The sequence below is a fragment of the Cupriavidus sp. F041 genome, from assembly GCF_057814235.1.
The window spans coordinates 1,591,990-1,618,753 of the sequence record NZ_JBVASY010000001.1 but is presented as its reverse complement, the minus strand read 5'-3'; the positions used below and the strand labels follow the sequence as shown (position 1 = coordinate 1,618,753).

General features: G+C 65.1%; 21 protein-coding genes. 16 read left to right on the top strand and 5 right to left on the bottom strand.

The features are described 5' to 3' along the window. Positions 1-79: 79 nt before the first annotated feature. Positions 80-283: a cold-shock protein gene (locus ACZY0R_RS07355; protein ID WP_006159056.1), complete on the bottom strand. Its 204-nt coding sequence runs from the start codon at positions 281-283 to the stop codon at positions 80-82. 365 nt (positions 284-648) lie between these two features. On the opposite strand from ACZY0R_RS07355, the gene ACZY0R_RS07350 reads away from it, so the two are divergent. Continuing rightward, entirely contained in the window at positions 649-1,308 is a 660-nt protein-coding gene (locus ACZY0R_RS07350; protein ID WP_035875292.1) for an AAA family ATPase, read from the top strand. 2 nt (positions 1,309-1,310) lie between these two features. Further along, positions 1,311-2,327: a ParB/RepB/Spo0J family partition protein gene (locus tag ACZY0R_RS07345; protein WP_488857788.1), complete on the top strand. Its 1,017-nt coding sequence runs from the start codon at positions 1,311-1,313 to the stop codon at positions 2,325-2,327. A 54-nt stretch (positions 2,328-2,381) separates the two neighbouring features. On the opposite strand, the gene ACZY0R_RS07340 is transcribed toward ACZY0R_RS07345, so the two are convergent. Beyond that, positions 2,382-4,040 (bottom strand): phage integrase family protein, encoded by a 1,659-nt coding sequence (locus ACZY0R_RS07340; RefSeq protein ID WP_488857787.1) that lies wholly within the window; start codon positions 4,038-4,040, stop codon positions 2,382-2,384. Positions 4,041-4,547: 507 nt separating this feature from the next. Here ACZY0R_RS07340 and ACZY0R_RS07335 point away from each other — a divergent pair. The 11 genes from ACZY0R_RS07335 (at position 4,548) to ACZY0R_RS07285 (ending at position 16,413) form a co-directional block, all read left to right on the top strand. Further along, positions 4,548-5,405 (top strand): response regulator transcription factor, encoded by an 858-nt coding sequence (locus ACZY0R_RS07335; RefSeq protein WP_488857786.1) that lies wholly within the window; start codon positions 4,548-4,550, stop codon positions 5,403-5,405. A 197-nt stretch (positions 5,406-5,602) separates the two neighbouring features. Next, complete coding sequence (locus ACZY0R_RS07330) at positions 5,603-6,061, top strand: hypothetical protein (RefSeq protein ID WP_045236430.1); 459 nt, start codon at positions 5,603-5,605, stop codon at positions 6,059-6,061. A 100-nt stretch (positions 6,062-6,161) separates the two neighbouring features. Then, positions 6,162-6,473, top strand: coding sequence for a hypothetical protein (locus ACZY0R_RS07325; RefSeq protein ID WP_488857785.1), 312 nt, complete (start codon positions 6,162-6,164; stop codon positions 6,471-6,473). Between the two features lie 651 nt (positions 6,474-7,124). Beyond that, positions 7,125-7,796 (top strand): phosphatase PAP2 family protein, encoded by a 672-nt coding sequence (locus ACZY0R_RS07320; protein WP_045236428.1) that lies wholly within the window; start codon positions 7,125-7,127, stop codon positions 7,794-7,796. 112 nt (positions 7,797-7,908) lie between these two features. After that, on the top strand, positions 7,909-9,312 hold the full coding sequence (locus tag ACZY0R_RS07315) for an undecaprenyl-phosphate glucose phosphotransferase (protein ID WP_045236427.1): 1,404 nt from the start codon (positions 7,909-7,911) through the stop codon (positions 9,310-9,312). Between the two features lie 104 nt (positions 9,313-9,416). Continuing rightward, on the top strand, positions 9,417-9,665 hold the full coding sequence (locus ACZY0R_RS07310; protein ID WP_488857784.1) for an acyl carrier protein: 249 nt from the start codon (positions 9,417-9,419) through the stop codon (positions 9,663-9,665). Continuing rightward, positions 9,662-10,858 carry an acyl-CoA dehydrogenase family protein gene (locus ACZY0R_RS07305; protein WP_488857783.1) on the top strand — a complete coding sequence of 399 codons (1,197 nt, stop codon included), beginning with the start codon at positions 9,662-9,664 and terminating at the stop codon, positions 10,856-10,858. Before ACZY0R_RS07310 ends, ACZY0R_RS07305 begins: the two co-directional genes overlap by 4 nt. Before the next feature lie 10 nt (positions 10,859-10,868). Then, the gene (locus tag ACZY0R_RS07300) at positions 10,869-11,846 is read left to right on the top strand and encodes an amino acid--[acyl-carrier-protein] ligase (RefSeq protein ID WP_488857782.1); all 978 of its coding nucleotides are present in this window, start codon (positions 10,869-10,871) and stop codon (positions 11,844-11,846) included. Further along, entirely contained in the window at positions 11,846-12,829 is a 984-nt protein-coding gene (locus ACZY0R_RS07295; protein ID WP_488857781.1) for a DUF1839 family protein, read from the top strand. The genes ACZY0R_RS07300 and ACZY0R_RS07295 overlap by 1 nt, the downstream gene beginning before the upstream one ends. A 41-nt stretch (positions 12,830-12,870) precedes the next feature. Beyond that, positions 12,871-15,375, top strand: coding sequence for a glycosyl hydrolase 2 galactose-binding domain-containing protein (locus ACZY0R_RS07290; protein ID WP_488859557.1), 2,505 nt, complete (start codon positions 12,871-12,873; stop codon positions 15,373-15,375). 315 nt (positions 15,376-15,690) lie between these two features. After that, positions 15,691-16,413 carry a Crp/Fnr family transcriptional regulator gene (locus ACZY0R_RS07285; protein WP_045236422.1) on the top strand — a complete coding sequence of 241 codons (723 nt, stop codon included), beginning with the start codon at positions 15,691-15,693 and terminating at the stop codon, positions 16,411-16,413. A gap of 46 nt (positions 16,414-16,459) precedes the next feature. On the opposite strand, the gene ACZY0R_RS07280 is transcribed toward ACZY0R_RS07285, so the two are convergent. Beyond that, positions 16,460-17,536 carry a DUF1839 family protein gene (locus ACZY0R_RS07280; RefSeq protein WP_488857780.1) on the bottom strand — a complete coding sequence of 359 codons (1,077 nt, stop codon included), beginning with the start codon at positions 17,534-17,536 and terminating at the stop codon, positions 16,460-16,462. Positions 17,537-18,006: 470 nt separating this feature from the next. Between ACZY0R_RS07280 and ACZY0R_RS07275 the strand changes: the two genes are divergently transcribed. From ACZY0R_RS07275 to ACZY0R_RS07265, 3 genes are all read left to right on the top strand, one after another. Further along, entirely contained in the window at positions 18,007-19,473 is a 1,467-nt protein-coding gene (locus ACZY0R_RS07275) for a mannose-1-phosphate guanylyltransferase/mannose-6-phosphate isomerase (RefSeq protein ID WP_045236532.1), read from the top strand. An 85-nt stretch (positions 19,474-19,558) separates the two neighbouring features. Continuing rightward, positions 19,559-21,892, top strand: coding sequence for a polysaccharide biosynthesis tyrosine autokinase (locus ACZY0R_RS07270; RefSeq protein ID WP_488859555.1), 2,334 nt, complete (start codon positions 19,559-19,561; stop codon positions 21,890-21,892). Positions 21,893-21,994: 102 nt separating this feature from the next. Continuing rightward, on the top strand, positions 21,995-23,857 hold the full coding sequence (locus tag ACZY0R_RS07265) for an alpha/beta fold hydrolase (RefSeq protein WP_488857779.1): 1,863 nt from the start codon (positions 21,995-21,997) through the stop codon (positions 23,855-23,857). 183 nt (positions 23,858-24,040) lie between these two features. Here the strand turns inward: ACZY0R_RS07265 and ACZY0R_RS07260 are convergent, their stop codons facing one another. Both ACZY0R_RS07260 and ACZY0R_RS07255 read right to left on the bottom strand, forming a co-directional pair. Continuing rightward, entirely contained in the window at positions 24,041-26,302 is a 2,262-nt protein-coding gene (locus ACZY0R_RS07260; protein WP_488857778.1) for a polysaccharide biosynthesis tyrosine autokinase, read from the bottom strand. Continuing rightward, entirely contained in the window at positions 26,299-26,763 is a 465-nt protein-coding gene (locus tag ACZY0R_RS07255; RefSeq protein WP_045236419.1) for a low molecular weight protein-tyrosine-phosphatase, read from the bottom strand. The genes ACZY0R_RS07260 and ACZY0R_RS07255 overlap by 4 nt, the downstream gene beginning before the upstream one ends. Position 26,764: the final 1 nt, after the last annotated feature.

Below are 26,764 nucleotides of genomic sequence, written 5' to 3'. Positions count from 1 at the left end.
AACGCTTGCCTTTTGCTTTGCTGACCACGCATGGCCCGGGAGCCTCGCGTGATCGGCGATTTCGGCGTGATTCGTGAGATCAGGCCGGCTTGATGGCGGATGCCTGCAAGCCCTTCGGGCCCTGCTTTACTTCAAACGTGACGCGCTGACCATCCTTGAGCGTCTTGAAGCCCGAACCCTGGATTTCGGAGAAGTGCGCGAACAGATCCGCACCGCCGTCATCCGGGGTAATGAAGCCAAAGCCCTTGGTCTCATTGAACCATTTGACCGTACCGGTTGCCATGTGAATTTCCTTTCGAAGCAAGTTCTTGTACACAACGCTAACAACGCTAACAACCGTTCAAGCACGCTAAGTTCTCGTAGTTACCGAACGGACGCCGACGAGGTGACACGACTTGACTCGACTGTAGCGGGCATCATAACCAGTTTGTCTAGTTGTGTCATGTGCGTCGAAAGACGCACTATCGCTACTTTAGGCGTATTCCATGCCGCATTTCAAGTGGAAATCTTTCATTTCCATAACGCGAAATGTTTCCACTAATTTTATATTTTAAATATATATTCAAAAAACAGTTGAGCCAGCACGTCACTTTGACTAAAGTTGCGGCTAGAGTTAATCGCGCTTTCAGCGCTGAAAGAGAGGTCTTAGTGCCAGCAAAAATCATCACGGTCTTTAACCAGAAAGGCGGGTGCGGAAAGACCACGGTCAGCATGCATCTCGCAGGCACGCTCGGTTTGCGCGGCGCACGCTCGATGCTGGTAGACATGGACGAGCAGGGCACCGCCACGCGGTGGGCCGCGCAGGCGAGCGACGAGCGACCCTTTCCTGCGTCGGTGATCGGCCTGGCCCCATCCGGGGGCGCCATGCATCGCGAGGTCAGGAAGTTTGTGCAGGACTACGATTACATCGTGGTCGACTGCCCGCCAGCCGTGCATTCGGCGGCGCCCTCAAGCGCCTTGTTGATCTCCGATCTGGCGATCATTCCCGTTGTTCCGTCTCCTCCCGATCTCTGGGCTGCCGTGGCGGCCAAGACGCTGGCCCAGCATGCGCAGGTCCAGAACGAGACGCTCCGCATCCGCGTGATGGCAAACATGGTCCAGCGGCGCGTTTCCATCGCGCGCCAGGCGATTGAAATATTGGGCGACGATTCGGAGGTGCCCCTGATGCATTCCATGATCGGCTCGCGTTCGGCTTTCCGCGAATGCCAGGCGATCGGGTGCACGGTGCATGGTGTGGCGGGCGCGCGCGAGTCCGTGCAGGAAGTCGACATGATGGTCGACGAAGTCTTGTCTTTGATTGAGCAATAGGTATGGCAACAAAATTGAAAAGCCTCAAGGCAGGCATGCTGGCTGGAATGGCGGCCGAAAAGACGCGGGGCGACGCGCTCGACCGCTTTGCCCGTGCCGAAGCGGCAATTTCGCAGCATCCCAATGGTCTTTTGCAAGCGCGCAGCCGCGAGCCGACTCCCATTTTCAGCGCTGAAAGTGAGACGGAGGACGAGGGGGACGGGCGGATCCTGATGAAGGTTCCGCTGGCGCAACTGCACGACAACCCGTTCAATGCGCGCCGTATCTATGATCCGGTCGTAGTCCAGGAGCGAGCCGCATCCATAGCCACGCATGGCCAGAAGACCCCGGGCCTGGCTACGCCGGACCCGGCGCGTCCAGGGCACTACATCCTGATCGACGGCCATTACCGCAAGCGCGCGCTGGCATCGGCGGGAAAGCTCGAGATGGAATGTTTCATCGAGAGCAACCTGAGCGATCTCGATTTCTACCGCTTGTCCTTCCTGCTCAATGAACAGCGTTCCGACCAGTCGGCGCTGGACAATGCGATCGCGTGGCGGCAACTCCTCGACGAGGGCAAGGTTCAGAAGGAGGAAGATATCTGCGAGCTGACCGGCATGTCCGCCGGGACCGTCAACAAGACCCTGGCGTTGTTAAGGCTCCCGGATTCTGTGTTGGGTGTCATGCGCGAGCGGCCCAGTGCAATCGGCATTGCGACCGGCTATGAGCTGACTCTTTATTGCAAGATCGTGGGCGAGGACCGTACCCGCGACCTCGCTGCCCGGATCATGGCGGAAGGCTTGTCCAGCCGCGAGGTCGAGGCCATTCGCAAGCATGCACAGGAAGGAAAGGCGCGCAAGATCAAGGAAATCAGTCGCCAATATAAGATCCGAAGCGATGGTGGCCTTTTGCTGGGGACGATCAAGGAGTGGGATTCCGGCCGCGTGATGCTGGACGTGCAGGTGGGCGATCGCGGCGCCCGCGAAGCCCTGGTTGAGGCACTCAAGGCACGCTTCGACCTGGACAAGCCTGCCGGCTGACGGCAGGGTAGCAACACAGGGGACGGTCGCCGCGGCACGTTCGTCCACGAAGGGTCATCCGATGGCCGGTGTCCCAGACTCGACGATGCCGGCCGCGGACCCTGCGGATATCGCTGCATCCTGCCCGCGCGCGCCGGCGCGCGTCATGCGGGTTCGCCGCCCAGCAAGATCACGCGGAGAGCGCGCCGCGAATCCTTCATCTTCCTCTTCCCGATAGCGTTCGATCGCCTGGCTCAACAGCGCGTGCAGGCCCCGCACCGAGTAACCGGCACCCGGTGACATGTCCGCCTTGCGCCTGGCGCGCCCGGTGGGTGGCAGCCGGGGAGGTCCCACCAGCACGATCGGTTGGCCAGCCTGACTGTGCCAGTCCAGTCCGCGGTCCTGCCAGTGACGCTCCAGCGCGGTGCGTGTCGGAGCGCTGAGGGCCTCCGCTCCGCAGCCGTGATCGCCGGCCATGCCGATCTTTTCGCGCGTGAACGTCGTCAGGTCGGCAAAACCAATATGTTGTTCCTGCAGCAAGCGAACCGCGGCCTCGGCAGCACGGTACCGGAGCCCCTCGGCGTCCCGCCCCCGAGCAGCCAGCCACTCCAGAAACCGGGAAAGGGAATCGAGCGAGAGCGGGCTGCCCACGCCGGCCGGCACCGCGGCACGTTGCACGTTGACCCGTGTCTCGGGCTGCCAGACATGGTCCGCGAGATACCCCTGAATCTGCAGCCACTCAAATAGCGCTCCAAGGATCCGCGACGCGTGGAGCACGCTGCTTTCCGACAGCGGACCGGTGAACGGACGCCACGCTGCCGAGTCCCTGGGAGCGCGCGGTCCGACCCATAGCCGGACGGGGCCGGGATTTCGCAGGAACCCGAAGTATTCCAGACGGTCCTGGCGGTCCAACGCGGCCAACGGCTTACGCCGGTCCATTGCCGACCAGAGCAACAGCCTCTCGGCTTCCTTGCGATAGGCCAACCACGTACTTCGTTGCGCACGATTGGCTGCAAGCCACCCGCGGACGGCCGCAAGATCGCTACCAAAAGAGCCTATTGAGGCACTATTATATTGGGCTGCCTGCGTCGTCGCGGATCCTTCCTCGCGCATGAGTTCAAACGGCACAAGCTGGCGCAGGCGGGGCCCCAGGGCGGCCTCCGTCAAGCGGCCCTGGGCGCCAAAATGCTCGCGCAGCAGCGGCTCACCCCGCTCGTCCCTGACGACATCGCGATGATCGGCCAGCCAGCGGTTGATGACCGTCCCGGCGAGCGCCCCGATACGCGGAACCGAGCGCCACCACGCACTTCCGTGGCGATTGGCAAGTTCAACAAGAATATGCAGATTGGATATCTTTTGGGCGCGCAAACGCCGCGCCAGGGCGGGAGAAAACCATAGCTCGATGCCATGATCCGCACGCGGCCGGGCGGTGCCGAGCCGCTCCAGTTCGGCCAGGGCTTCCACGCGCCGGTCCATGCCCCGGTTGGAGCGGCCGGGGCCGAGCTCGAGCAACTCGGCCAGATCCTGCCGGTTATGAAGGTGCGCCAGCTGTACCATGCGGTCACGCAGGCCGAGCAGCAAGCGCAGTGCGGACTCGCCACCGGCGTCGTCATCGCCGTCGTCGGACAGGTAGCGCCCGGCAACCATCGCGGCCGGCATACCCTGCACGTAGGCGCGGACGGCCGCAAATTCGCTGCGGGTGAGGCTCAGATTGGGGGCCTTACCGGGCTGCATGACAACGCCCAAACGGGCAGCTAAGATATTGATTCATAAGGCACTTAAGCAATCGCTAAATGCATCCGGGTAGAAATGCATAGTGAAGTCCAATGCCGATAATTATAACGCCGAATCCATGCGGCTATCCCCAGATCGCGCATGTCACAGGTTTCGACCCCGCGCGGTTCGGTAGCGTACATGGCGCAGTTGGCATCGCGCGACACACTTTGAAGCGTGTAACCCTCCCTTGCATTCACCCTCACCTGTGCATATCCTGATACCCAGAGTTAGAGTTCTTTAACTCTGAATTAAGAAACATCTAAAGCGTAAAAAACGCAAACGGGGCGATTCGAAACGACTCCACGGGATGGTCAGTCGGGCAGCGAGACCTGGACGGGTGTGCTGCCATGACCTGGAGACGAGACGGATCGTATGGGGCTGCAACCGCAGCATAGCGGTCAGTTCCGTTAGCATGCGCGGGTTGTCGCGGGGCTCGCCATGCCGAAACAAAAAAAGAGAGCGGTCATGGCCACAATCCTCTTGATCGAGCCACATCCTCTGCTGCGCCTGGGTCTGCGCCATCTGTTAACTCAATCTGGGCTTCACGGCGATCTGGTCGACATCGATCCGACTTCCCTGCCCCATCCTGCCGAATGGCTTTGCCATGCCGATTTGTTGGTCTATGGTTTGCCGCCGGACCAGGATGCAGGCTGGCAGTCTCTGGGAGACATCTGCCAGACCTTGATGCCCAGGCGGATTCTGGTGTTGTCGGACCAGATCCCATCCCAGTCGATCGGCGCTCGGATGCCAGACAATGTGCGAGGCGTGTTGTCCAAGGGTTGCAGCGCCGAGATGCTCGACGCGGCGATCCGCCTTGTTCTGGCCGATGGCGAGTGTTTTCCCGCGTGCGCCCAGGCGGCGCACGGCACCGATGGCGTCTCGCCGTGGCCGACCGACAATGCACGCCCCGCCGCAACGGCGCTGCAAGTGCGGGCCGGGCCCGGCCAGGCGGATAGCGAGGTCGCAGGCGCAGCTCAACATCCGTCGCGCCGCGCATCCGATGTGGCGCCGGAGCCAGAAACGCCATCAGTGGGCTCGCATCTGCTTAACATCACCGAACGCCAGTACGAGGTGCTGGCCCTGCTGGCACGCGGCTATCCGATCAAGACAGTCAGCCGCTTGCTGAACATTTCCGTGGCCACGGCCAAGACCCATGCGTGCACCTTGTACCAACGCCTGCACGTACGCAACAAGGGCGAGGCGGTCTACGTGGCGTTGCAGCGCGGCGCGAAACTGAGCTGGCCAGGCCCGGCTGCCGCCGCGCCGATTCGCGGCGCCGCCCAACTGGTTGATTTCGCCGCTGTTTGCCAGGCGGCTGCCTGAGCAACGCGGTGCCTGCCCCCCGCCTGGCCCGCGGGGGCACGGAAACCCGCAAGCGCTTCAATCGTTGGCATGAGTCGCCTCATCCAAACGCACGAGGCGGCGCTTTGTTGTAGTTGCTACGCTTTTGACAAGTGCCGCATGCGATAGGCGATCCCTGTGCTTGCCGGCCGGATGTCCACCCGCGTCCACCCGAGTCGATGACAACGCTCCTGCTTGCCCACAATATGATGCTGCGCCGCGGACTGCTGCGCCACCTTCGCGAACTCTCATCACTCACGCCGGTATTGACACAGACTCCCGAATGGCTACTGGATGCGCCAGCGGCGGAAATGCCTCCGGCGCCAGTGGATTTCGCGCTGCTGGATTGCAGCGGCACGGACGCCGATCCGCAGGTCCTTGTCGATGCCCTCTGCGCGCGCCTGGCGCCAAGGCGCTGGTTGATCCTGTGCGAGGCGCCCGGCGCCGGGGTGGCAAGCTATGCCGCCCGCCTTGGCGCGAGCGGGTGCCTGACAGTGCCGGCCACGCCCGAGCAGGCGCAAGCGGCGGTGGCGCTGGTCCGCGCCGGCGGCCAGTGCTTCCCCCGCAGAGCCTTCTCCATGACGCCCGCGCCGGCTCCTTCCCCCATTGGTTCAGGTGGGTCTACGGCAAGGGGATGAGGGCGGGCGGCCGCGCTGGCAACTATGCTGAAGGCGCGCGGGTAACGAAGTCGGGAATATCAAATTCAATACGGCCGCCGCGCGTTGCAGAGGGGGTCATATGGACGCGGGAGTGGACATCCTGGTTGTGCGCGGCTTCGCCGTGCCCGAAGGCCGGGGCAAGTGGGCATGCTGCTACGAAATCAGATTGACGACCGGACGCGATGGGCCGCTGCTCTATCGCGGCGAACTGCATGGCCGGCGCTATAGCTGCGAGGAGGCAGCCATTGCCGCGGCGACCTTCGCCGGCGAGCAGGAAGCGCGCCGGCAGGTGGCAACCGTCAGGGCTGAACTGATTGCCCGCCATGAGTATTGCGTGGTGGTAGCGAGCGAGCAGGCACGCGATGGCCGCAATGACGTGGCCACAGGCTAGCGGCGGCGCTAACGAGCCAGGCAAGGCGATACGATCGGAGAGCATCGCGACGCGGCAAGGCGGCGGCAAGACAAAGGGGGAGGCGAAAAGCGCGTGTTCGGGGGACCGGAGCGATCCGGTGCGTATGCCAATCCGGATGCGCACACGCGCATTTCGGTTGCAGCGCGAGCTGCGCCGGATCTTGATGGCCACGGTAACAGCCGCGTAGCACAAGTGGCGGACCGTGGCCTATTTGTTTTGTTCCGGCACGGGACTGGCGGCCCGCCCGCCATTGGCATCGATCGGTATCGGCACGCTTGCCGTGGAACTGCGAGTAAAAAAAAGAGCCCGCCGACCGGGGGACCATGCGGGCTCTAAAGTGGCCGGCACGATTCCGCTCGGCGGGCCACTCTTCAGACGATAGTCAAACTGCTGCGGCACGCCTATCGACCAGAAGCCGCATCCGCCACGCAGCGCACCGCGTGTCGGCCACAGCGCCTGCGATGTCCGCCAACCCAATGGGCGCAACGGACCAACCGCTTAACGTGTCCGGCACATCTGCGACTTGTCATGCTTTTGGCTGGGTGGAGATGTTGCCGCCGGCCGGTGGCGGGGACTGGAAAATGGCTCAACTGTGTTACTTTTCTCGCGTACTCGATCCTCGACGCAATCATGCTTAACTGGCAAATCATCACCCGCTTCGGCGAGACCTCCCTGCTGCTGCCGGGGGCGATGCTGATCGCCGCCTGGCTCTTCCACACCCACGCTATCGCCAGCGCGTGGCGGTGGTTCCTGAGCTTCGGCGTGGCGGCCGCGATGGTGCTGGTCTCCAAGCTGGCGTTCATGGGCTGGGGCATCGGCAGCGCCGCGCTCGATTTCACTGGTTTCTCAGGGCATAGCATGATGGCCGCATCGGTACTGCCGGTACTGCTCTATCTGCTGGTCCCGAACGCGTGGCAACGCCTTGCGATTGGCGCCGGCTGCATGGGCATGCTGCTCGCGTTGCTGGTCGGCTTTTCGCGACTGGAACTGGACGCGCACTCCAGCTCGGAAGTCCTGAGCGGACTCATCCTTGGCTTTGGCGTGAGCCTGCCCTTTATCCTGAGCTCGGCACGGCCGGTACGCTCGGCCCCGGTCGTGGCAGCAAGCCTGGTGCTTGTGCTGCTGCTGGCAGTACCCGTCACGGGCGTCGCCGCGCCTACGCATCACTGGCTGGAGGTGCTCGCGACCCGGCTGGCCGGGCGCGACAAGCCCTTCCAGCGCGGACAATGGAGCTCCTGGGCATTGCAAAGCGGGCACGAGCAGGTGTTGACGCACCTCGCACCGGTGCCGCTGATGCGCTGACGCTGGCCGGGGCCGGGGCCGGCCTCTGTGTGCGTAAGCAAACAGACGTGGCGCCCTTGCGGCGCAATCATGGTCTTCATCACTGCTTGGGTTTGCCAGGTGGAGGCCAATCATGTCGACAGTCCGAGCCTTTGTAGCCGAGCGGCAAGCCGCCCTGCAAATCATGTACCGCATCGCCGATGCGGTCATCATCGCGGCCTGCGGCGTGGCGGTCGGTGCCCTGCTCTTCCCCCAGGGCATCCGCGGTGCCTCACCGGTGCACGGTTTCCTCATCGCCCTGTGCGCGGTGGGTGCATTGCTGGTGTTTCCCGCCTGCGGCCTTTACAGTTCCTGGCGCGGCCGCAGCCTGGCTGCGTTGGCGCTGCGCACGGTGGCAGCATGGTGTGCGGTCTGTCTCCTGGGCCTGGTCACAGTCTTCCTGATGCACCAGGTTGCCGCGCTCTCCCGGCTGTGGTCCATGACCTGGCTGCTCAGCGTCGCCGCCGCGCTGGTGGCGTCGCGCCTGGTGCTGTACAGCATGCTTGGCAGCGTGCGTGAACAAGGCCTCAACGCCAAGCGCGTGGTCATCCTCGGCTATGGGACGCTCGGGAATGAGTTGTACCAGCGCGTGCAGCGCATCCGTGGCGCGGGCTACGATGTGGTCGGCATCTACGACGAGCGCGAGAAGCCGATCCCAGTGGGCGTAGCGCGGCTCGAGTCGCTGGAGCATGTCTGTGCCTTTGTGCGCAGCAATGGCGTGCGCGAAATCTGGCTGACGCTGCCGATGGCGGCATGCCGCGACCTCTATGACGTGGTGTTCCAGTTCCGCAATGACATGGTCGACGTGCGCTGGGTGCCCGATATCATGTCGGTGGAACTGCTCGGCCACCGATTCAGCGATTTCCTCGGCATGCCGGTGATCGACCTGAACAGTCCGCCCGTATCCGGTATCACAGGGCTGTTGAAGGCGAGCTTCGACCGGGTCTTCGCGCTGTGCGTGCTGCTTGGCCTGTCGCCGATGCTGCTGACCATCGCACTCCTGGTCAAGTTGTCTTCGCCGGGCCCTGTGCTGTTCCGCCAGAGAAGGCTCGGTATGGACGGCTCTCCGTTCAATGTCTACAAATTCCGTACCATGGTGGTGCACCAGGAGGCCGGTGTGACACAGGCCACGCGCGATGACGTGCGCGTGACTCGCATCGGCGCCTTCATGCGCCGCACAAGCCTGGACGAGTTGCCGCAATTCCTCAACGTGCTGCGGGGCGAGATGTCGGTGGTCGGTCCACGTCCCCATGCGATGGAACACAATGAGTTCTACAAGGAGCTGATCGACCGCTACATGCTCCGGCACCGCGTCAAGCCAGGCATCACCGGCTGGGCGCAGATCAATGGCCTGCGCGGCCAGACCGACACCGTCGAGAAGATGCGCAAGCGCGTCGAGTTCGACATCTACTACATCCGCAACTGGTCATTCCAGCTGGACATCTCCATCATCCTGCGAACGGCAGTGCACGGATGGACCGGCAAGAGCGCGTTCTGAGTTCGTGCGACCCCCCCGATTGCCGCGCCATGGGTGGGGGAACGCACGCCCCGCCAAGGCGATTCCGTGTTCAATGGCTCCCGTATCAATCGCTGGAGATCAGCATGAAAGCAACGATCCGTCACATCCTTGGCGACGTGGCAAGACTCACGGTTCCGGCAGACCAGCTGGACGATGGCACAGATCTCTATGAGGTAGGCCTGTCGTCCCTGGCGACCGTGCATGTGATGCTTGCCATCGAGAACGCCTTCGATATCGAGATTCCGGACCAGATGCTGACGCGGCAGTTGTTCCGTAGCATTGATTCGCTAGCCACTGCGGTGCGGCAGATCAAGCAGCAGGAGGCAGCGTGAGCGCGCCGCTGGCCAGGGTGGAGCTGGCGCATCCTGGCGTGGATCCGGCCTCCAGCGAGGCGCTGATTGCTGCCGCTCATGTCGTGGCCGAGGTGGCGGCGGAGCACGGGGACCAGGTAGATCGCGAGGCAAGGTTTCCCCAAGAGGCCCTTGCCGCCCTGCGTGATCAGCGACTGCTTGGCGCCATGGTGCCGACCGCATACGACGGTGCGGGAGCATCGCTCGATACCATTGCGGCCATCTGCCAGATCCTCGGCGCCGCCTGCTCGTCCACCGGCATGATCTACGCCATGCACCAGATCCAGGTGGCATGCGTGGCCGGGCATGGCGTGGGCAGTCCGTGGCATGAAAGCCTGCTTGCCCGCGTCGCGGCCGAGCAGCTCCTGCTGGCCTCCGCCACATCGGAGGAAGCCATCGGGGGCGCATTGCGAAATAGCGGCTGCGCGGTCGACGCCGACGGCGAGCATTTCCACCTGTTGAAGATCGCGCCCACCATCTCATACGGTGCGTACGCGGATGGCATCCTCGTGACTGCGCGGCGGCACGCCGATGCTTCGCCGTCGGACCAGGTACTGGTGTGCGTGATGCACGGCGACTACACGCTTCAGTGCCTCAATACCTGGGATACGCTGGGTATGCGCGGCACCTGCAGCAACGGCTTCCGGCTTGAAGCGGCCGGGCAGGTTGCCCAGGTATTGCCCGTTGCGTTCGGCGAGATCGCCGACGTCACCATGACGCCGGTCTCGCATATCCTCTGGAGCGCACTTTGGCTTGGCATCGCAGGCGACGCGGTCCAGCGCGCAAAAAATCTCTTCCGTGGGCAGGCGCGGGCGCGACCGGGTTCGCTGCCGCCCTCGGCATCCCATGTCGCGGAAGCGGTGAGCCAGTTGCAGATGATCGAAGGGCGGCTCGGGCTAGCCCTTGCGCGTCAGCGCCAGCGTCACGTTGCTGCATCGGTATCGGCTTCGTTCTCGCTCGCGGCTGAGATGAACGGCTTGAAGACTTCGGTCTCGGAGATGGCGCTGCAGGTGGTGCACCAGGCCATGCTGGTTTGCGGCATGGCCGGCTACAAACATGGCACGCCCTATAGTCTCGGCCGTCATCTGCGTGATCTGTGGTCCGCGCCCCTGATGATCAATAACGACCGTATCCTGGCCAACACCGCCAACCTGCTGCTGGCAGATCGTTCCTGAAAGAAACAAGATGGATTCCATTGCCCTTATCAGCGACACCCTGGCCAAGAGCGGCGCCGACGAGCCACCGGCGCCCCGTACCGGACAGGCGACGTTTCTTGCGGCGCTGCTCGATGCAGGCCTCCTGATCCCGACCGGCGTGCAGGGCTTGTACGGTCGCAGCGAGACCTTCGAAGCCATTGCCGACGGCCTGAACGCGGCGATCACCGCGCTCGGCAGCGACCAGCACGCTGAGATCCTGCGATTTCCGCCCGCCATCGGACAGGCTGACTTCGAGACCAGTGAATACATGAAGAGCTTTCCCCAGCTGGCGGGCACCGTCCACAGCTTCTGCGGCGACGAGCGTGGCCACCGCCGCCTGCTTGCACGGCTGGAGGATGGCGATGCGTGGACCGACCAGCAGGCATTCTCTGGCGTGGTGTTGACTCCGGCAGCCTGCTATCCGGTCTACCCGGTGATGGCGCGCCGCGGACCGCTGCCGTGGCAGGGCAAGGTGGTCGATGTGCTCTCCTATTGCTATCGGCACGAGCCCTCGCTGGAGCCGACGCGGATGCAGTTGTTCCGGCAGAGGGAATACGTGTGCCTGGGGCCGGCCGAGCGCATCGTGGCATTCCGCCTGCTATGGATGGAGCGCGGGCTGCAACTGGGCAAGGCGCTCCAGCTCCCGGTGGAAGTCGACGTGGCCAATGATCCGTTCTTCGGGCGCGGGGGCAAGATCGTGGCCGACAGCCAGCGCGAGCTCAGGCTCAAGTTCGAGTTGCTGATTCCCGTCAATGACGGGGCGCCGCCTACCGCCTGTATGAGCTTCAACTACCATATGGACCATTTCGGCGTTTTGTGGGGCATCCGGACAGACGACGGTGGCATTGCCCATACCGGTTGCGTGGGCTTTGGCGTCGAGCGGCTCGGGCTTGCCCTGCTGCGTCACCATGGACTCGATCCGGCGCGCTGGCCGCGAGGCGTGCGCGAGCGGCTCTGGAGCGCGTAATGCATGGAACCCCCAAGTTGGGCGGCCGCGGCGGTCTCGGTCTGCGCGGCGGGAACCCGGTGTGGTCGCACGCAAATTGCAATGTCGATCTGTGGATAGAGCTTTTGCATGGCTGGGAACTCGAGTCCATCGCCGCACTGGCATTTACCGTGAGCCAGGATTTCGAGGGCGATCAGTTCACGCTATTCAGTTTCCCGTTTGGCGATCTCGAGCGGCTCTATGGTGTCACCGTGCACGACTTGTCCGTGTACGACAACCTGGAGGGGCACATTGCCGCGCAGACATGCCGCGGCAACGTGGTATTGCTTGATGTCGACAGTTTCAACCTGCCGTATGCCGCCGCCGTTGGCTACCGGCGCCAGCATGCGCGTTCCTGCATCGGTGTGGACCTGCTGGTGCCGGAGGCCTCGACCGCCGGTTACTACCACGGCGACGGCTACCACACTGTCAGCGGCGAGGAGTACCAGGCCATCTTCCGGCTACCGGCGGAACTGAAGGACAAGAATATCGCGCCATATCCGCAAGCGAGAGTGGTACGGCGCCGCTTTGCTCCCCAGACCGATGCCGCATTGGTGCGGATCTCGCTTGACATGCTGCGCCGTCACCTGGCACGGCGGCCGCGGGTCAATCCCATCAGTGCCTTTCGCACGGTTTTCCCCGCGCACCTGGACCAGATGATGGGGCGTGGGGAGCCGGGCTTCCAGGCCTATGCGTCGAGCGTGTTGCGCCAGCTGGGCGCCAATTTCGAGCTGTTGGGTTGCTACCTGCGCTGGCTGGTGATGCATGGCCAGCCGCTGCCGGACACCATCGCCGAGGCTTGCTACACCATTGCCTCCGAGGCCATGGTGATGCAGTTCCGGCTGATGCGTGCCGTCATCAGCCGCAAGCCCGATCCCTGCCAGGATTGCTTCGATCAGCTCGAGATGTCCTACAAGGCGACGGTGCCGGCGTTGGCGGCCTACTTCGGGGAGGTTGGCGGGTGAGTGTGCGCGACTTCGCACCCGAGCAGCGCGGCTTGCCGGCAATGCCCGGCGTCGCGGTGAAAGGCGTGCCGTTGTCCGGGCAGTGGGCCTGGCTCGAAACCTCCGCCGGCGCCGCCGGGAGCCCGGCCGCCTTGCCGGAGGGCGCCGGCTGGCTGGCTGCCCCCGTGCCCGGTACCGTGGCGGGCGCCTTGCGTGCCGCCGGCCGATGGGACGATGCCGCGCCACCACCGCTGCACCAGCGCGATCATTGGTACCGCGTGCACTTCACGGGCAGCGGCCGCCGCGTGCTGCGGTTCAGCGGCCTGGCCACGCTGGCCGAGGTGTGGATGAACGGCGCGCTGGTGCTTACCACGCGCCATATGTTCGTGAGCCATCAGATCGAAGTCGAGCTGGCGGGCGAGAATACACTGCACCTGTGCTTTCGCGCGATGTATCCGTGGCTGCGCGCACAGCGCGGCGCGGTCCGCTGGAAGCCACGGATGATCGCGCCAGCGACCTTGCGCGCGGTGCGCACCACCTTGCTCGGCCATATGGCCGGCTGGTGCCCCCCGGTGCATGCCGTGGGGCCGTGGCGCCCGGTCGAACTGCTTGACCCGGCCAGCGACGATGCGTCGCAAGGCATGCGCGCCGATCTCTCCAGCCGGATCGAGGGGCATGAGGGCGTGGTGTCCCTGCGGCTGCTTTTTCCGGGAGAAGCGCCCGAGCATGGCAGTTTCAGTGCCGTCGATGGTGACGGTGAGCCGCTTTGCGCGGGCCAGTTGCGGCGCGTGGATGCCCACACGCTGGCTGGCACACTGCGCATTGCCCATGCCAGGCTGTGGTGGCCGCACACGCACGGCGAGCCCTATCTCTACCGCATAGATGCCACGCTGCAGGGCGGCACGCTGGCATGCGGCCGCATCGGCTTTCGCACCATCGAGGCCGACCGCGGCGCCGTGCCAGGCGCCTTTGCCTTGCGCATCAACGGCGAGCGGCTCTTCTGCCGTGGCGCGTGCGTGTCGAGCCACGACCTGTACGGCCTGTCGGATGCGCAGGAGACGGTCGGACGTTGGCTGGCGCTGGCTCGCAGGGCCAGCATGAATATGGTGCGTGTGAGCGGCGTCACCTGCTATCCGGGCGAGAACTTTTATCGGATCTGCGACGAACTCGGCCTGCTGGTGTGGCAGGACTTCATGTTCGCCAATTTCGACTATGGCAGCAGCGACGGCATGGCGGGATCCGCGCTGATGGACGACGCCGCGTGCGAGGTGACGGAGTGGCTGGTTTCCACGCGCGCGCATCCGAGCGTCGCGGTGTTGTGCGGCGGCAGCGAGGCCGAGCAGCAAGCTGCCATGATGGGGGCGGCGCGCACGGCCTGGCGCCAGCCGCTGTTCGAAGCGCTGATCCCCGGCCTGGTGGCCGCGCACAGGCCGGATGTCGTCTACGTGCGCAACTCTCCTTGCGAAGGCGCATGGCCCTTCCAGCCCGATACCGGCGTCAGCCACTATTACGGCGTGGGCGCCTACCAGCGCCCCCTGACGGACGCGCGTCTCGCCAATGTGCGTTTCGCCACGGAATGCCTGGCGTTTGCCAACGTACCTTGCCAGCGCACCCTGGCCGAGCACGACCTTGGCCAGCCCTTGCACGATCCGCGCTGGAAGGCACGTGTGCCGCGCGATGCCGGCGCGCCGTGGGATTTCGAGGACGTGCGCGACTTCTATCTGCGTACGCTGTATGACGTCGATCCACCCCACCTGCGCTACGAACGGCCGGCGCGCTATCTGGCGCTGTCACGCGCGGTGGTGGCCGAGATCATGACCGATGTCTTCAGCGAATGGCGGCGTGTGGGCTCCAACTGCGCGGGCGGGCTGGTCTGGCAGCTGCAGGATCTCCTGCCGGGGCCGGGCTGGGGCATCGTCGACGCATGCGCGCGTCCCAAATCGGCCTGGCATGCCTTGCGGCAGGTCTGGCAGCCGCTGCAGTTGCTGTTCACGGACGAGGGGCTCAACGGCTTGCACCTGCATCTGCTCAACGAATCGCCGGAGCCGCACCAGGTGCGCTTGTCGCTGCGCTGCTACCGAGACGGCGAGACGGTGGTGGCCGAAGCCACGCAGGACCTCGTGCTTGCCCCGCGCGAAGCGCACCGCATCGAGGCCGCGTCGCTGATGGATGTGTTCTTCGATTTCACCTACGCCTATCGGTTTGGTCCGCCGGCGCACGACGTCGTCGTAGCCTCGCTTGAAGCGGCCGATGGCGCACTGCTGAGCCAGGTGGCTTACCTGCCGGATCGCAGGGCGAGCGCGCTGAAGCCACCTGGCCTGAAAGTTGTAGTCGAACGCGTGGCGGGTGAATGGTGGCTCACAATCAGCACGCAGCGCTTCGCGCGCTGGGTGCATATCGAAGATCATGTCTTTCAACCCGCACAAGACTGGTTTCATCTTGCTCCCGGCGAGAGCCGGCGTATCCGCCTTATGCATGAAGGCGGCTCCCCCGCCCCGGGTGCGCTCATCCCTTCGGGTGAGATTCACGCCATCAACGCGGACCGGCCGGTCAGCTACAACGCATAGGACGCTCCGCTGATTCCCGCTCCTGGCATGGCCTGCGCAGCCGCCGGGCCTCGCATGTGCGCCCAAGCGGGCACGACCGCCGGTGTCCGCCCGTGCCATCTCCAACCAACCAAGGGATGATCTAGTACTAGCCGTCTGTCCGGTGTCACAACGGAGTTGCGTGGCGCTTAATACAGATACACCAGCTGGCAGGAAGTCAGCGGTAGATTGCAACGGGTGGAACGGCATTGTCAGTGGTGCCCAGTCATAAGGTGAGGACTTCAGGATGTCCTGCTGGCACCAGCCGTGATCCTAGGGTCCAAGGGAGGTCCGAAAATGATCACGCATCGGTCAGATCTGCATGTCAATCATTTGCTCAGCGCGTTGCCGCGCCACGAGTGGGAGGCGTTGTGCCGGCACTTCGAACTGGTCAGGCTTCGCGCGGGGGAGTTGCTGACGGATTCGGGACAGCGCATCGTCCATGTCTACTTTCCCACCACGGCGGTGGTCTCCATGCTCTCGCTGCTCGAGGATGGTGCCACGGTCGAGTTCGCGGCCATCGGCAACGAGGGCCTGGTCGGCATCCCGGTCGTCACCGGCGGCGATACCATGCCCAGCCGTGTGGAAGTGCGCAGCCCGGGCTTCGCCTATCGCATCGCAGCCCGCGATCTGCGCAATGAGCTGATGCGCACACCGGTGCTGCAGCGCGTGACGCTGCTCTACGTGCAGGCGGTACTGACGCAGATCGCCCAGACCGCGGCCTGCAACCGTCATCACTCCCTCAACAAGCAATTGTGCCGCTGGCTCCTGCTGGCGAGCGACCGGATGAGTTCCAACGAGCTTGTGATCACGCAGCAGGTGATTGCGAACATGCTCGGTGTCCGGCGCGAAGGCGTGACAGAGGCAGCCGGAAAGCTGGAGGACCTCGGACTCATCCACCACAGCCGCGGGCATATCACCGTGCTGGACCGTTGCGGGCTCGAGAAGCAATCCTGCGAATGCTACAAGCTCGTCAAACGCGAGTACGACCGGTTGCTGCCTGCCCTGGCGCACGCCTGAACAGAGCGGACCCCGGCGCACCGGGGCTGGCATGCTGGCGCTGGCCTCAGGCGTGAAGGCGAGTTGCACAGCCGAACGCCGAGACCAGCGCGGCCATGGCGCGATCATAGGACGCCTCGAGCGTTTCCAGGCAGTCCGCGCAGTCGTCATGCCGCCGGCGCGCCACGGCCCGCGCCAGGCGGAATTGCAACACTTTGCATTCGGTGGCAACGGCGCGGGCCGCAAGTGCCGCCGCTGCCGGGATTCTGTAATCATGCTCGGCCAACCAGCCAAGATAATGATGAAGCAACTCGAAACCGGCACCGAGCTGCCGCGGCAGGTTGAAACTGTATTGGTGGAAGTAGGCTTCGCCACGCGCCAGCAGGACTTCCATCTGCCCACCGAAAACCTTGCGCCACTGGCTGACCGGATTGGCTTCGGGGCGGCGGGTCAGGTGGTGGCGCATCAGCGACACCGAAGCATTGACCAGCGCACGGGCGCGCAGCGGCGCTCTCGCCTGCCGGGCAAACTCGGCGTAGGGAAACAGTATGTTGCCGTTGCCGCTCAGTTCGGGCGTAAGCCGCATGGCGCCGCGGTAGTCCTCTCCGGCCAGCGTGTGATAGCCAAGGCCGTGGTAGTAGCCAAGCTCCTGCGCCGCTGGCGTGATGCGGTCGATTGCCACCGTGGTCTTGACGTGCTCGCGCCGATAGGCGGTCGCGCGTGCGTCCGGCAGGTAGTAGCTGTCGAATTCCACCAGCACGGTATGGCCGCGGCCGACCTGTGCGACGACGTGGGCCTCGAGCGTGTCATAGACCGGCATTTCCTGCACCACCGTGCCGTACAGCAACTCCAGATCCATCTGCGGATACTTGAAGAATGTGAAATGGTCCCCTTCGAAATCCTGCGTCACCGTGAATGGCAGCGCGGCACGGGGATCGAGTCCCCGGCCATGCAACAGCTCGATCCACAGGTCCATATAGCAGTTGGTTTCCTGCCAGATCGCGTCCGCGCCATGCAGCGCGTGCGGATGGCTTACGGTAGCGGCTGTACTGGTCGAAAGCTCCGCCGGGCGGGTGGCACGCGGCCTTGCCCGCGCCATATTGCCCGCGCCGCCGCCGCTTATGAGTGCAGCGTCCCGTTTCATCTTCCGCCTCCTGCGTCTGTTGCCGCGCCGCCCGGTCCGTCGAAAACCGGTAGACGCCTTTGCTGCCATTGCAGCCGTATTGGCGCTTTCCATCCGTTCGTTGCCCAACAGAGGGCACGACAATGGCAAAGGCATTTGCGCGGGGACAGCCGGGCGGCTGGCGTGTGCGGCAGCGAACAGATACCCCCGCTCCCGCTTCCTACACTGGCTGTCAGCATGCGCCGGACTGTCCGGCCCAGGCGGGCCTCACGTCCGGAAGCGTTACCCCCAGCGCTGCGCGGCGCGAGTGCATGCGCGCCGGTGATCCCCCGGATGAAGAAGGCACAGTCCGTGTTCCGCGCACGTGGCGAGTATCCGCGGCCTTTCCGGGCCGCGGCGGGCAAGGAGGCAAGATGAACGCAACGACTCGGGACGCGCACCAGCCGGACGGCGCGGCGATAGCAGTGTCCGCCGATGCAGGCGTGCAGTCCATGCCGATGACCGCGATCCAGCCAGTCATCCTGGCCGGCGGCGCCGGCACCCGGCTGTGGCCGCTGTCGCGCGAGCAGCATCCCAAGCAGTTGCTGAACCTGGTTGCCGATGACACGCTGCTGGAAGCCACCGCGCGCCGCTTCGACGGCCTGGCGGAACTGGCCGGCCGTGCGGCGGGCAAGGAAGTGGCGCCGATGGTGGTCTGCGGCGAGGACCACCGTTTCATGATCGCGGAGATGATGAAGCGAGCCGGCAAGCCCGCGCGGATCCTCTCCGAACCTTGCGGCCGCAATACAGCGCCCGCGCTGACGATGGCCGCGCTGCACGCGGCCGGCGGCCTGGGCGAGACCGCCGATGCCGTCCTGGTAGTGACCCCGGCAGACCACAGCGTGGCGGATCCGGAAGCATTTCGCCAGGCACTGGCGACGGCGATACAGCATGCCGACTGGGGCGCCATCGTGACGCTGGGCGTGCGCCCGCTTGCACCGGAAACCGGCTACGGGTACATCCGCGCCGGCGTGAACGAGCATTGCGGGGCCTTCGCGCTCGAGCGCTTCGTGGAGAAGCCCCATCTGGAACTGGCCGAGCACTATGTGGCGTCGGGCGACTACTGGTGGAACGCCGGCATTTTTGTCGTGCGGGCGTCGGTCTGGCTCAAGGCGCTCAGCCAGCTGCAGCCGGAAATGTACCAGCAGTGCCGTGCTGCATATGAGACCGGCGAACGCAGCGGCGACACGTTCCGCATCGGCAAGGAAGCCTTTGGCGACTGTGTGTCGGACTCCATCGACTACGCGGTGATGGAGAAGCTGGAGGCCTTGCCCGGCGTGAGCGGCATGCTGGTGCCGCTGGACGCTGGCTGGTCCGACGTTGGCTCGTGGGCCGCGATCTGGGATATCGCCTCCAAGGACGCAGCGGGAAATGTGGGGCGGGGACGCGTGCTGTTCGATGGCGCTTCATCTTGCCTGGCGCATTCCGAGGGACGCCTGATCGCGTGCGTCGGGGTACAGGGCGTGGTGGTGGTGGAGACGGCGGATGCCGTGCTGGTCGTGGACAAGGCGCATGTGCAGGACGTCAAGAACGTGGTCCAGCGCATTCGCTCCGATCACGGATGCGAGGTGGTGAATCATCGCAAGGTCCAGCGCCCCTGGGGCTGCTACGACTCCATCGATCACGGCGAGCGTTTCCAGGTCAAGCGCATCGTCGTGGATCCGGGAGCCAGCCTCTCATTGCAGATGCATTACCACCGTGCCGAGCACTGGGTGGTGGTACGCGGTACCGCACGCGTGACTTGCGGCGACACGGTCAGCATCCTGTCCGAAAACCAGTCCACCTATATCCCGATCGGCACGCTGCACAGGCTGGAGAACCCGGGCAAGACACCGCTGGAAATCATCGAGGTCCAGTCCGGTGCCTATCTGGGCGAGGATGACATCGTCCGGTTCGAAGATAACTACGGGCGCGGTTAGCACTGCGGTACGGGAGCAGGCCTCGCTTGCCCGCTGCGCGGGCAAGGCGGGGACGAACCTAGCGGGGGAATTTGCTGTGAGCAAAATGTCATTTGCCGGCATCGCGCCGGATCGCATCGTGCCTGCGGGCGCGATGCTCGACCATATCGGCTGGATCCTTGCCGCTGGCCTGACGGGTGCCGCGGTTGCGGCGCTGCTGGCGCTGTCGACACCGCAGCAGTTCCGCGCCGAGGCGCTGGTACAGATTGGCGCCAGGGATGCCGCCACACAGGGGGTTGCGCGCGGCGCGAAGCCCGCCCCCTTCGATATCGGCTTGCTGAAGAGTCGGGCGATGGTCGGCCCGGTGGTGGAAAACCTGCATCTCGATATCTCCGCCGAGCCGATACGGGCGCCGCTGCTGGGCAGCCTGGCGGCCCGCTTTGCGACACCGGGCAGGTTTGGTGCGCCCTGGCCGGCGAACCTTGGCTATGCGTGGGGCGCGCAGCGGCTCGTGGTGCGCAAGATGACCGTGCCGGAGCGCCTGTTCAACGTGCCGCTGATGTTCGAGGTCTTGCAGGAGGAACGCTTCGTGCTGCGCTCGGCGGATGCCGCTCTGCTTGAGGGCAAGGTCGGTGAGCTCGCCACCGGCAACGGCGTGGAATTGCTGGTGACGCGCGTCGATGCGCTGCCCGGCACACGCTTCACCATTACGCGCCACGACCTGGCGGCCACGGTCAGCACGATCGCCGGGGAGCTCAAGGTCAGCAGCGAGGAGGGCGAAGCCGGTACGGCGCGGATCACCTGGCAGAATCCGGACCCGAAACTGGCCGCGGCGCTGGTCAATGGTGTTGCGAATTCCTATATCTCGGGGCAGACCGCGCAGCGCAGCGACGATGCGGCCAGCACGCTGGCATTCCTCTCCAGCCAGCTGCCGCGCGTGCAGGGCGAACTTGAGCGCGCCGAAGCCGCGCTGACGCGTTACCGTTCGCGCTCCGGGTCGATGCAGCCCTCGCAGGACGCGCAGTCCTACCTCAATGGCAGCATCGACTACCAGAAGCAGATCGCCGCGCTGAAGATGGAGCGTACCGGACTGCTGCAGCGCTTCACCACGGAAGCCAACGAGGTACGCACCGTCGACAACAAGATTGCGCAGATGATGCGTGAGCGCAAAGATCTGGATGCGCGCATGCAGACTCTTTCGATGTCGGAGCGTGAGTCGGTTTCGCTCACGCGCGACGTCAAAGTGGCGGAGGACATGTACATGACCTTGCGCAACAAGGTCCAGGAACTGTCGCTGATTGTCTCGGACCACAGTAGTCAGGTCCGCGTCGTCGACAATGCGGTGGTGCCGATGTCGCCGGTGGGGCCCGGGCCCTGGCCGATGACCGCCGGCGGTGGCCTGCTTGGCCTGTGCCTTGGCATTGCCTGCGTGAGCGTGCGCCAGCGCACGAAGCAGACCGTCGCCAGCGCCAACGAAGCGGAAGCCCTGCTCGGCATGCCCATGCTCGGGGACATTGCGTACAGCCGCGAGCAGCAAGAGCTGGAGCGTCTCATCGAGGCCAAGGTCCGCCTGGGTATTGCCGCTGGTTTCGCGGCGCCGGGCGCGGCGCGGCTGGAGGGGCCCGAGCCGGGGCACGCACTGGAGGCGCTCGATGAATCCTATCCCGATTTCATCAAGCATCTGCTGCGCCAGGGTCTGCACGACCACTACCTGCTGGCGCGAAGCGCCCCGCATTCCCTGGCCGTGGAGGGCCTGCGCAGCGTGCGCGCCGCGCTGCATTTCGGCTTGCGAAGCGCGGCCGATTGCGTGGTGGCCGTCACCAGCCCCGCACCGGGCGCGGGCAAGACCTTCGCCGCCATCAACCTGGCGGTGCTGTTTGCCGAAGCCGGCCAGCGTGTGCTGCTGATCGACGCCGACATGCGCCGGGGCAAGGTGGCGAGCTGGTTCGACCAGGGGGCTGATGGCGGTCTGGCGGAGATACTGGCGGGCCAGCTCACGCTGGCTGCCGCCGTGCGTCCCACCGTCGTCAGCGGCTTGTCGATCCTGACTACGGGGGCGACGCCTCACAATCCCTCCGAACTGCTGATGCGTCCCGCCCTGGCGGAATGCCTGCGCCTGTGCGCTAGCCGCTTTGACCTTGTGATCGTCGATACGCCGCCGGTGATGGCCGTGGCTGACGCCACGCTGGTGACGAATATTGCCGGTTCGACACTGGTTGTGGTGCGCGCGGACCAGACACCGCCGGATCAGGTCGAGGAGACGCTCAAACGCCTGGCCCGTTCGCATGCGCGGCTTCTGGGCGGCATTCTGAACGGCGTGACGGCGCGCCGCAGCAACCGTGCCGAGTTCAACAGCGTCAATCCCTATCTGGGCATGCCCGAGCCCGCGCCCAGCGTGCCAAAGCTGGAGCGCGCAGCCGGCGTGGAGCGGATGGCATAGTGCCTGGCGCTGGCGAGCGTACCCGTTTCTGCGTGGAGTTTGCCAGCACCGCAATCGGAGGCGAACGAACAGCGCCCGAGCGGGCGCGAGCGGAGAGTCGGCATGAAGCGCGTCATATTGCATGGCTGTGCCGGCTGGCTTCACGGCGAGACCGGGAGAACCGGCGTGGTCCTCTGCGCGCCGGGCGGGCACGAAGCCATGTGGTCGCATCGTGCCTGGCGCCACCTGGCTGATGATATTGCCGCCGCGGGCCTGCCCGCGTTGCGCTTTGACTATCCGGGCAGCGGCGACTCGGACGGCGGCGACGATGACCCCAGGTTCGTCGAGCAGGCCGTGGCGAGCATTATCGCGGCTGCGGCACGGCTGCGCGAACTGGCCGGTGTCGAACGGGTTGTGCTTTGTGGCCTGCGCCTCGGGGCAACCCTTGCGGTGCTTGCCGCTGAAGCCATGGCTACCCATCGCAGCACGGCCGCCGCTGGCCTGATCCTGCTGGCACCCGCGACCAATGGCCGTACCTACCTGCGCGAGTTGCGGGCACTCCACGGCAACTGGCTGAGCAGGGCGATTCCCGATCTTGCCGTGGCGCCTGAGCAGGACGGCGCCCAGCAAGTCCTGGCATTCCGCCTTGCACCGGAAACCGTGGCCCGGATCGGCGCGCTGAATCTGGCGCACCGGCAGGCTTGCCCGGCGCCGCGCGTGTTGCTGCTGGATGCCTGGCCTGGCTCGGCCTCGGCGGTGGCGTCGCTGGCGGCACGCTACGAAGCGGCGGGGGTGCAAGTCGAACTTGGCGGGTTTGACGAGTACCCCGCCATGATGCAGTCGGCCGAGTATGCCACGGTGCCGGAGCGGGCCTGGCGGAGACTGCTCGACTGGCTGCGGCCGGGCGCCGCGCCCGCGCGGCCGCAGCCGCACCGCGGCGAACCGCGCGTCAGGCAGACACAGGATTTGCAGGTGGAGGGCGGCTTCGAACACCCGGTCTGGCTGGGCGGCGGACGCCTGTTCGGCATCCTTTGCGCGCCACGCGAGCGCCTGCCGGCCGGCACCGCGGTGATTTTCCCGAATACCGGCGGCAACCATCATGTGGGCGATGGCAGGATCTTCGTCACGCTGTCGCGCCGGCTCGCCCGCCTGGGCGTGGTTGCCTTGCGGCTCGACGTGTCCGCGCTCGGCGACAGCCCGGCAGCGGCAAGGCAGATGAGCATTCCCTCCATCTATTCGCCGCCGCCGTGCGCGGACGTATGCGCGGCGGTCGAGTGGATGCGAGCCAGGGGCTTCAGGCGCATCGTGCTTGCGGGCGTCTGCTCGGGCGCCTATCTCGGCTTGCACGCGGCGCTTGCCAACGCGGGCGTCAATGGGCTGGTCATGGCGAATCTTGTCAAGTTCCGCTGGGATCTTGCAGACGACGCCTCGGCCGGAAGCAAGCTGCAATCGATACGAGGCTATCTCGTGGCGGCGCGAAAGCCGGAAAACTGGCAGCGCCTGTTGAGCGGCGAGATTCGCGCATGGCCGATTGTGTCGAGCCTGGCTGGCCGGGTCGCGCGCCGTGCCGCCGAGCGCCACGCCAGGTTGATGGCGCGGCTGCGCGGCGCGGCCGACACCGCCACGGTCAGCGGCTTCGCCTGCCATGCCATGGGCGAGCTGAACCGGCGTGGCGTGCATACCGATTTTCTCTATGGCACGGGCGATGTCGGCCTGGAGGAAGCAGCGTTTTGCTTCGGGGGCGACATGAAGGCCATCAGCGAGCTGGAGCGGGTGAAGCTGCACACGCTGCCGTGCCTGGACCATTCGCTGTTCCTGCCCGAGAGCCGCCAGGCATTCGCAGAGTTCCTGGTCCGGCATGTCATGCGGCACGAAGCCGAACTGGCGGCCGACACCGCGGCCACGGATGTATCGCCACAAGCGCAGCCCCTCGCGTCCGAGCCCGCCTACCGCACCACGGGACTTTTCAACTCCGCGAATCCATAGGGCCGCCGCGGCAGGCTGCCTGGCGCAGCCGTGAGGGCTGGCTTTCGTCCAGCGGGGAGCGCCGTAAGCCCTGTCGCCCTGTCATTGTTTTCGACTACCATTGCGAGGCTTGTCTTGCGGGCGGCCACCAAAGGAAAAGGGCCGATCCCCTCGCGGTATCGGCCCTTTGCGCGAAGTGGCGGCTCAGGCGCGCTTGATGCGTGAGGTGCCGTACTGGTTGAGATAGCGATACTTGCCGAAGTGGTAATGCGCCCGGTACCAGCGGCCATCGATACGCAGGCCGTTGAACAGTACCCCCTTGATCTCACCGCCGGCTTGCTGGATGGCCCTGTCCGCCGCCGTGATCTCGCCGACAGTGGTCTGGTCGGCGCGGGCAACCAAGAAGACCGCGCCCGCCCTGGCTGCCAGGATGCCCGCGTCGGAAGCGGCAAGCACCGGGGGCGTGTCGATCAGCACAACGTCGTACTGTGCCTTCAAGGTATCGAGCAGGGTATCCAGCTGCTCGCTGAGCAGCAGATCCGCCGGGTGCGGCGGCTCGGTGCCGGTCGGGATGACGTCCAGGCCAGGCAGGACCTGACGGCGCATCGCCTTGTCCAGCGGCATGCCGGTCAACACCTCTGACAGGCCCGGGCTACGCGCCACGCCGAAGCGATGATTGAGACTGCCCCGACGCAGGTCGGCGTCGACCAGCACGACGCGCTTGCCGCCGGAAGCCAGCACCGCCGCGAAGTTCGCGCAGACGAACGATTTGCCGACGCCCGGCGCCGGACCGGTGACCACCACGATGCGCGAGCGGCTGCCGGCCAGGGCGAACTGCAGGGCGGTGCGCAGGCTCCGCAAGCTCTCGATGGCCGGGTCGGCGGGTTCCAGGTGAGCCAGCACATCGCAGCGCCCGCTGTCCTTGCCTTTCGCCTTCCTGGTGCCTTCCGGGCGCGCTTGTTGCGCACTGAGGGGGATGGTGGAGTACACCGTCAGTCCTGTCGACTTTTCCACCTCGTCGGCATCGCTGACGCCACCGTCGAGCATGCGCCGCACGACAACCGCCAGCAGGCCCAGCAGCAGGCCCAGCACCAACGCCACGCCGGCAATCATGCTCCGGTTGGGCCGCACGGGCTTGAGCGGTACCTCGGCAGGATCCACCAGGCGTGCCGTGCCGACCTTGCTTGCCTTCACCAGCCTGAGTTGCTGGGTGTCGTTCAGCAGCGACTGGTAGAGCTCGGTACTGACCTTGACGTCACGCATGAGGCGCAACACGTTCTGCTCGACATCCGGCAGCTTCTGGATTTTCCCGGTCACGCCATTCAGTTGTGCATTCAGGCTGGCGATCTGGGAGTCCATGATCTCGATGGTCGGGTGATTGCTCGTGAAACGCGCAATCAGCTCCTGGCGCTTTTGCCTGAGTTCCTGCAGGCGCGTCTGGATTTGCACGGATTGGCCAAGGATGAGCTTCGACTCTTCGCTCAGATCGATGGTGCCGCGCTGATTGCGCATCGCGTTGTAGCGCGACTCCGCGGTTTCCACCTGTTGCTTCAGCTGGGGCAGCTGACGATCGAGGAAAGCCAGGGATTTTTCGGCTTCCGCAGCCTTGCGGCGCACATTCTGCTCGACGTACTCCGCGCCGATTTCATTCAGGACGGCGGCCGTCTTCTCGGCGGAGTTGCCTTCGAGCGTCATGCCGATCACGCCGCTCTGCTTGCCGCGCTCCAGGATCATGAGGCTTTCCTGCAACTCCTCGATGGCCGCGGCGCGGGGCACTTGCCGCACGTAAAAGACGCTGCCAGGTCGGCCGTCAAGCTCGCTGACCAACATGCTGACCTTGCCTTGCGGTGTGTCGATGGTTTGCGGCTCTCCCACGGTGCCGGTCCACTTGACATCGTTGCTGGAGAAGCTCACGCGGTACTGCTTGCCGCCCAGCGCGGTCAGCTGGATCGTCCTGTCTACCAGCTTGGGCGGGACTTCGAGGCTCTCCACGCTGATGCTTTCCGGGCCCCAGGCAAAGCCGCCCCAGCCGAACAGCCCGGGCGTCGACAACTCCTTGTTGAAACTGGCGATGGCTCGCCCAACGATGGGGAAGTAACGGGGCGAGGCCTTGATGTCGAGATGCAAACTGTCGATCGCCTTGCCCACCACCATGCGTGAGCGCAGCAACTCGATCTCCGCGGAGGCAGCCGGCTTGACGTCAAACACGGGCGTGACGTTTGCCGTCTGCTTGCCGGAAGCGCCCGTGCTGGCATTGCTGTCCTCGACCTGCACGACGATGTCCGCGCGATAGACCGGCTTGGCCAGCATCGCATAGACCAGCCCGGCGCAGATCACCCCCCCGGCGACGACGAGGAATGTCCGGCGATAGCGGACCAGCACATCGACATAGGACGTAAAGTCGATCGGCTTGCCGCCATCGTCCCACGTCTCCGGAGCCTGATTCCGCGAATTCACTATATTCATGACGCTTCCCCGTAGCTGTTTGCTGGCGTGATCGCTTGTATGTGAGCCGACCACGATTCAACCCCTTGCTTGATCAACCCCAACACGAGCACGAACATGCCTTGTGAGCCACCGTAGGGGTCTGGTACATCGACATGTGAGAACTCGCACAGCCTGTATGTCTTTCCGCGTGCCTGCGGGTAGAGCCGTTCCAGCTCGTCGCGTTGCTCGTTGTCCATTACCAGCACCAGGTCGGAGGCGGCGATCAGTGATTCGTCGACGGTAACGGCGCGATGGGACTCCAGGGTGCAGCCCTCCATCGCCAGCAGGCAGGTGGCGCGCGGATCGGCGGTGGCACCCACTGGCGGGTCGAGTCCGGCCGAGCGCACGCGGCAGTTGGGCAAGGCGCGCCGCAGCAGGCTCTCCGCCATCGGGCTGCGGCACCGGTTTCCCAGGCAAACGACCAGGATCGAACGGATCATC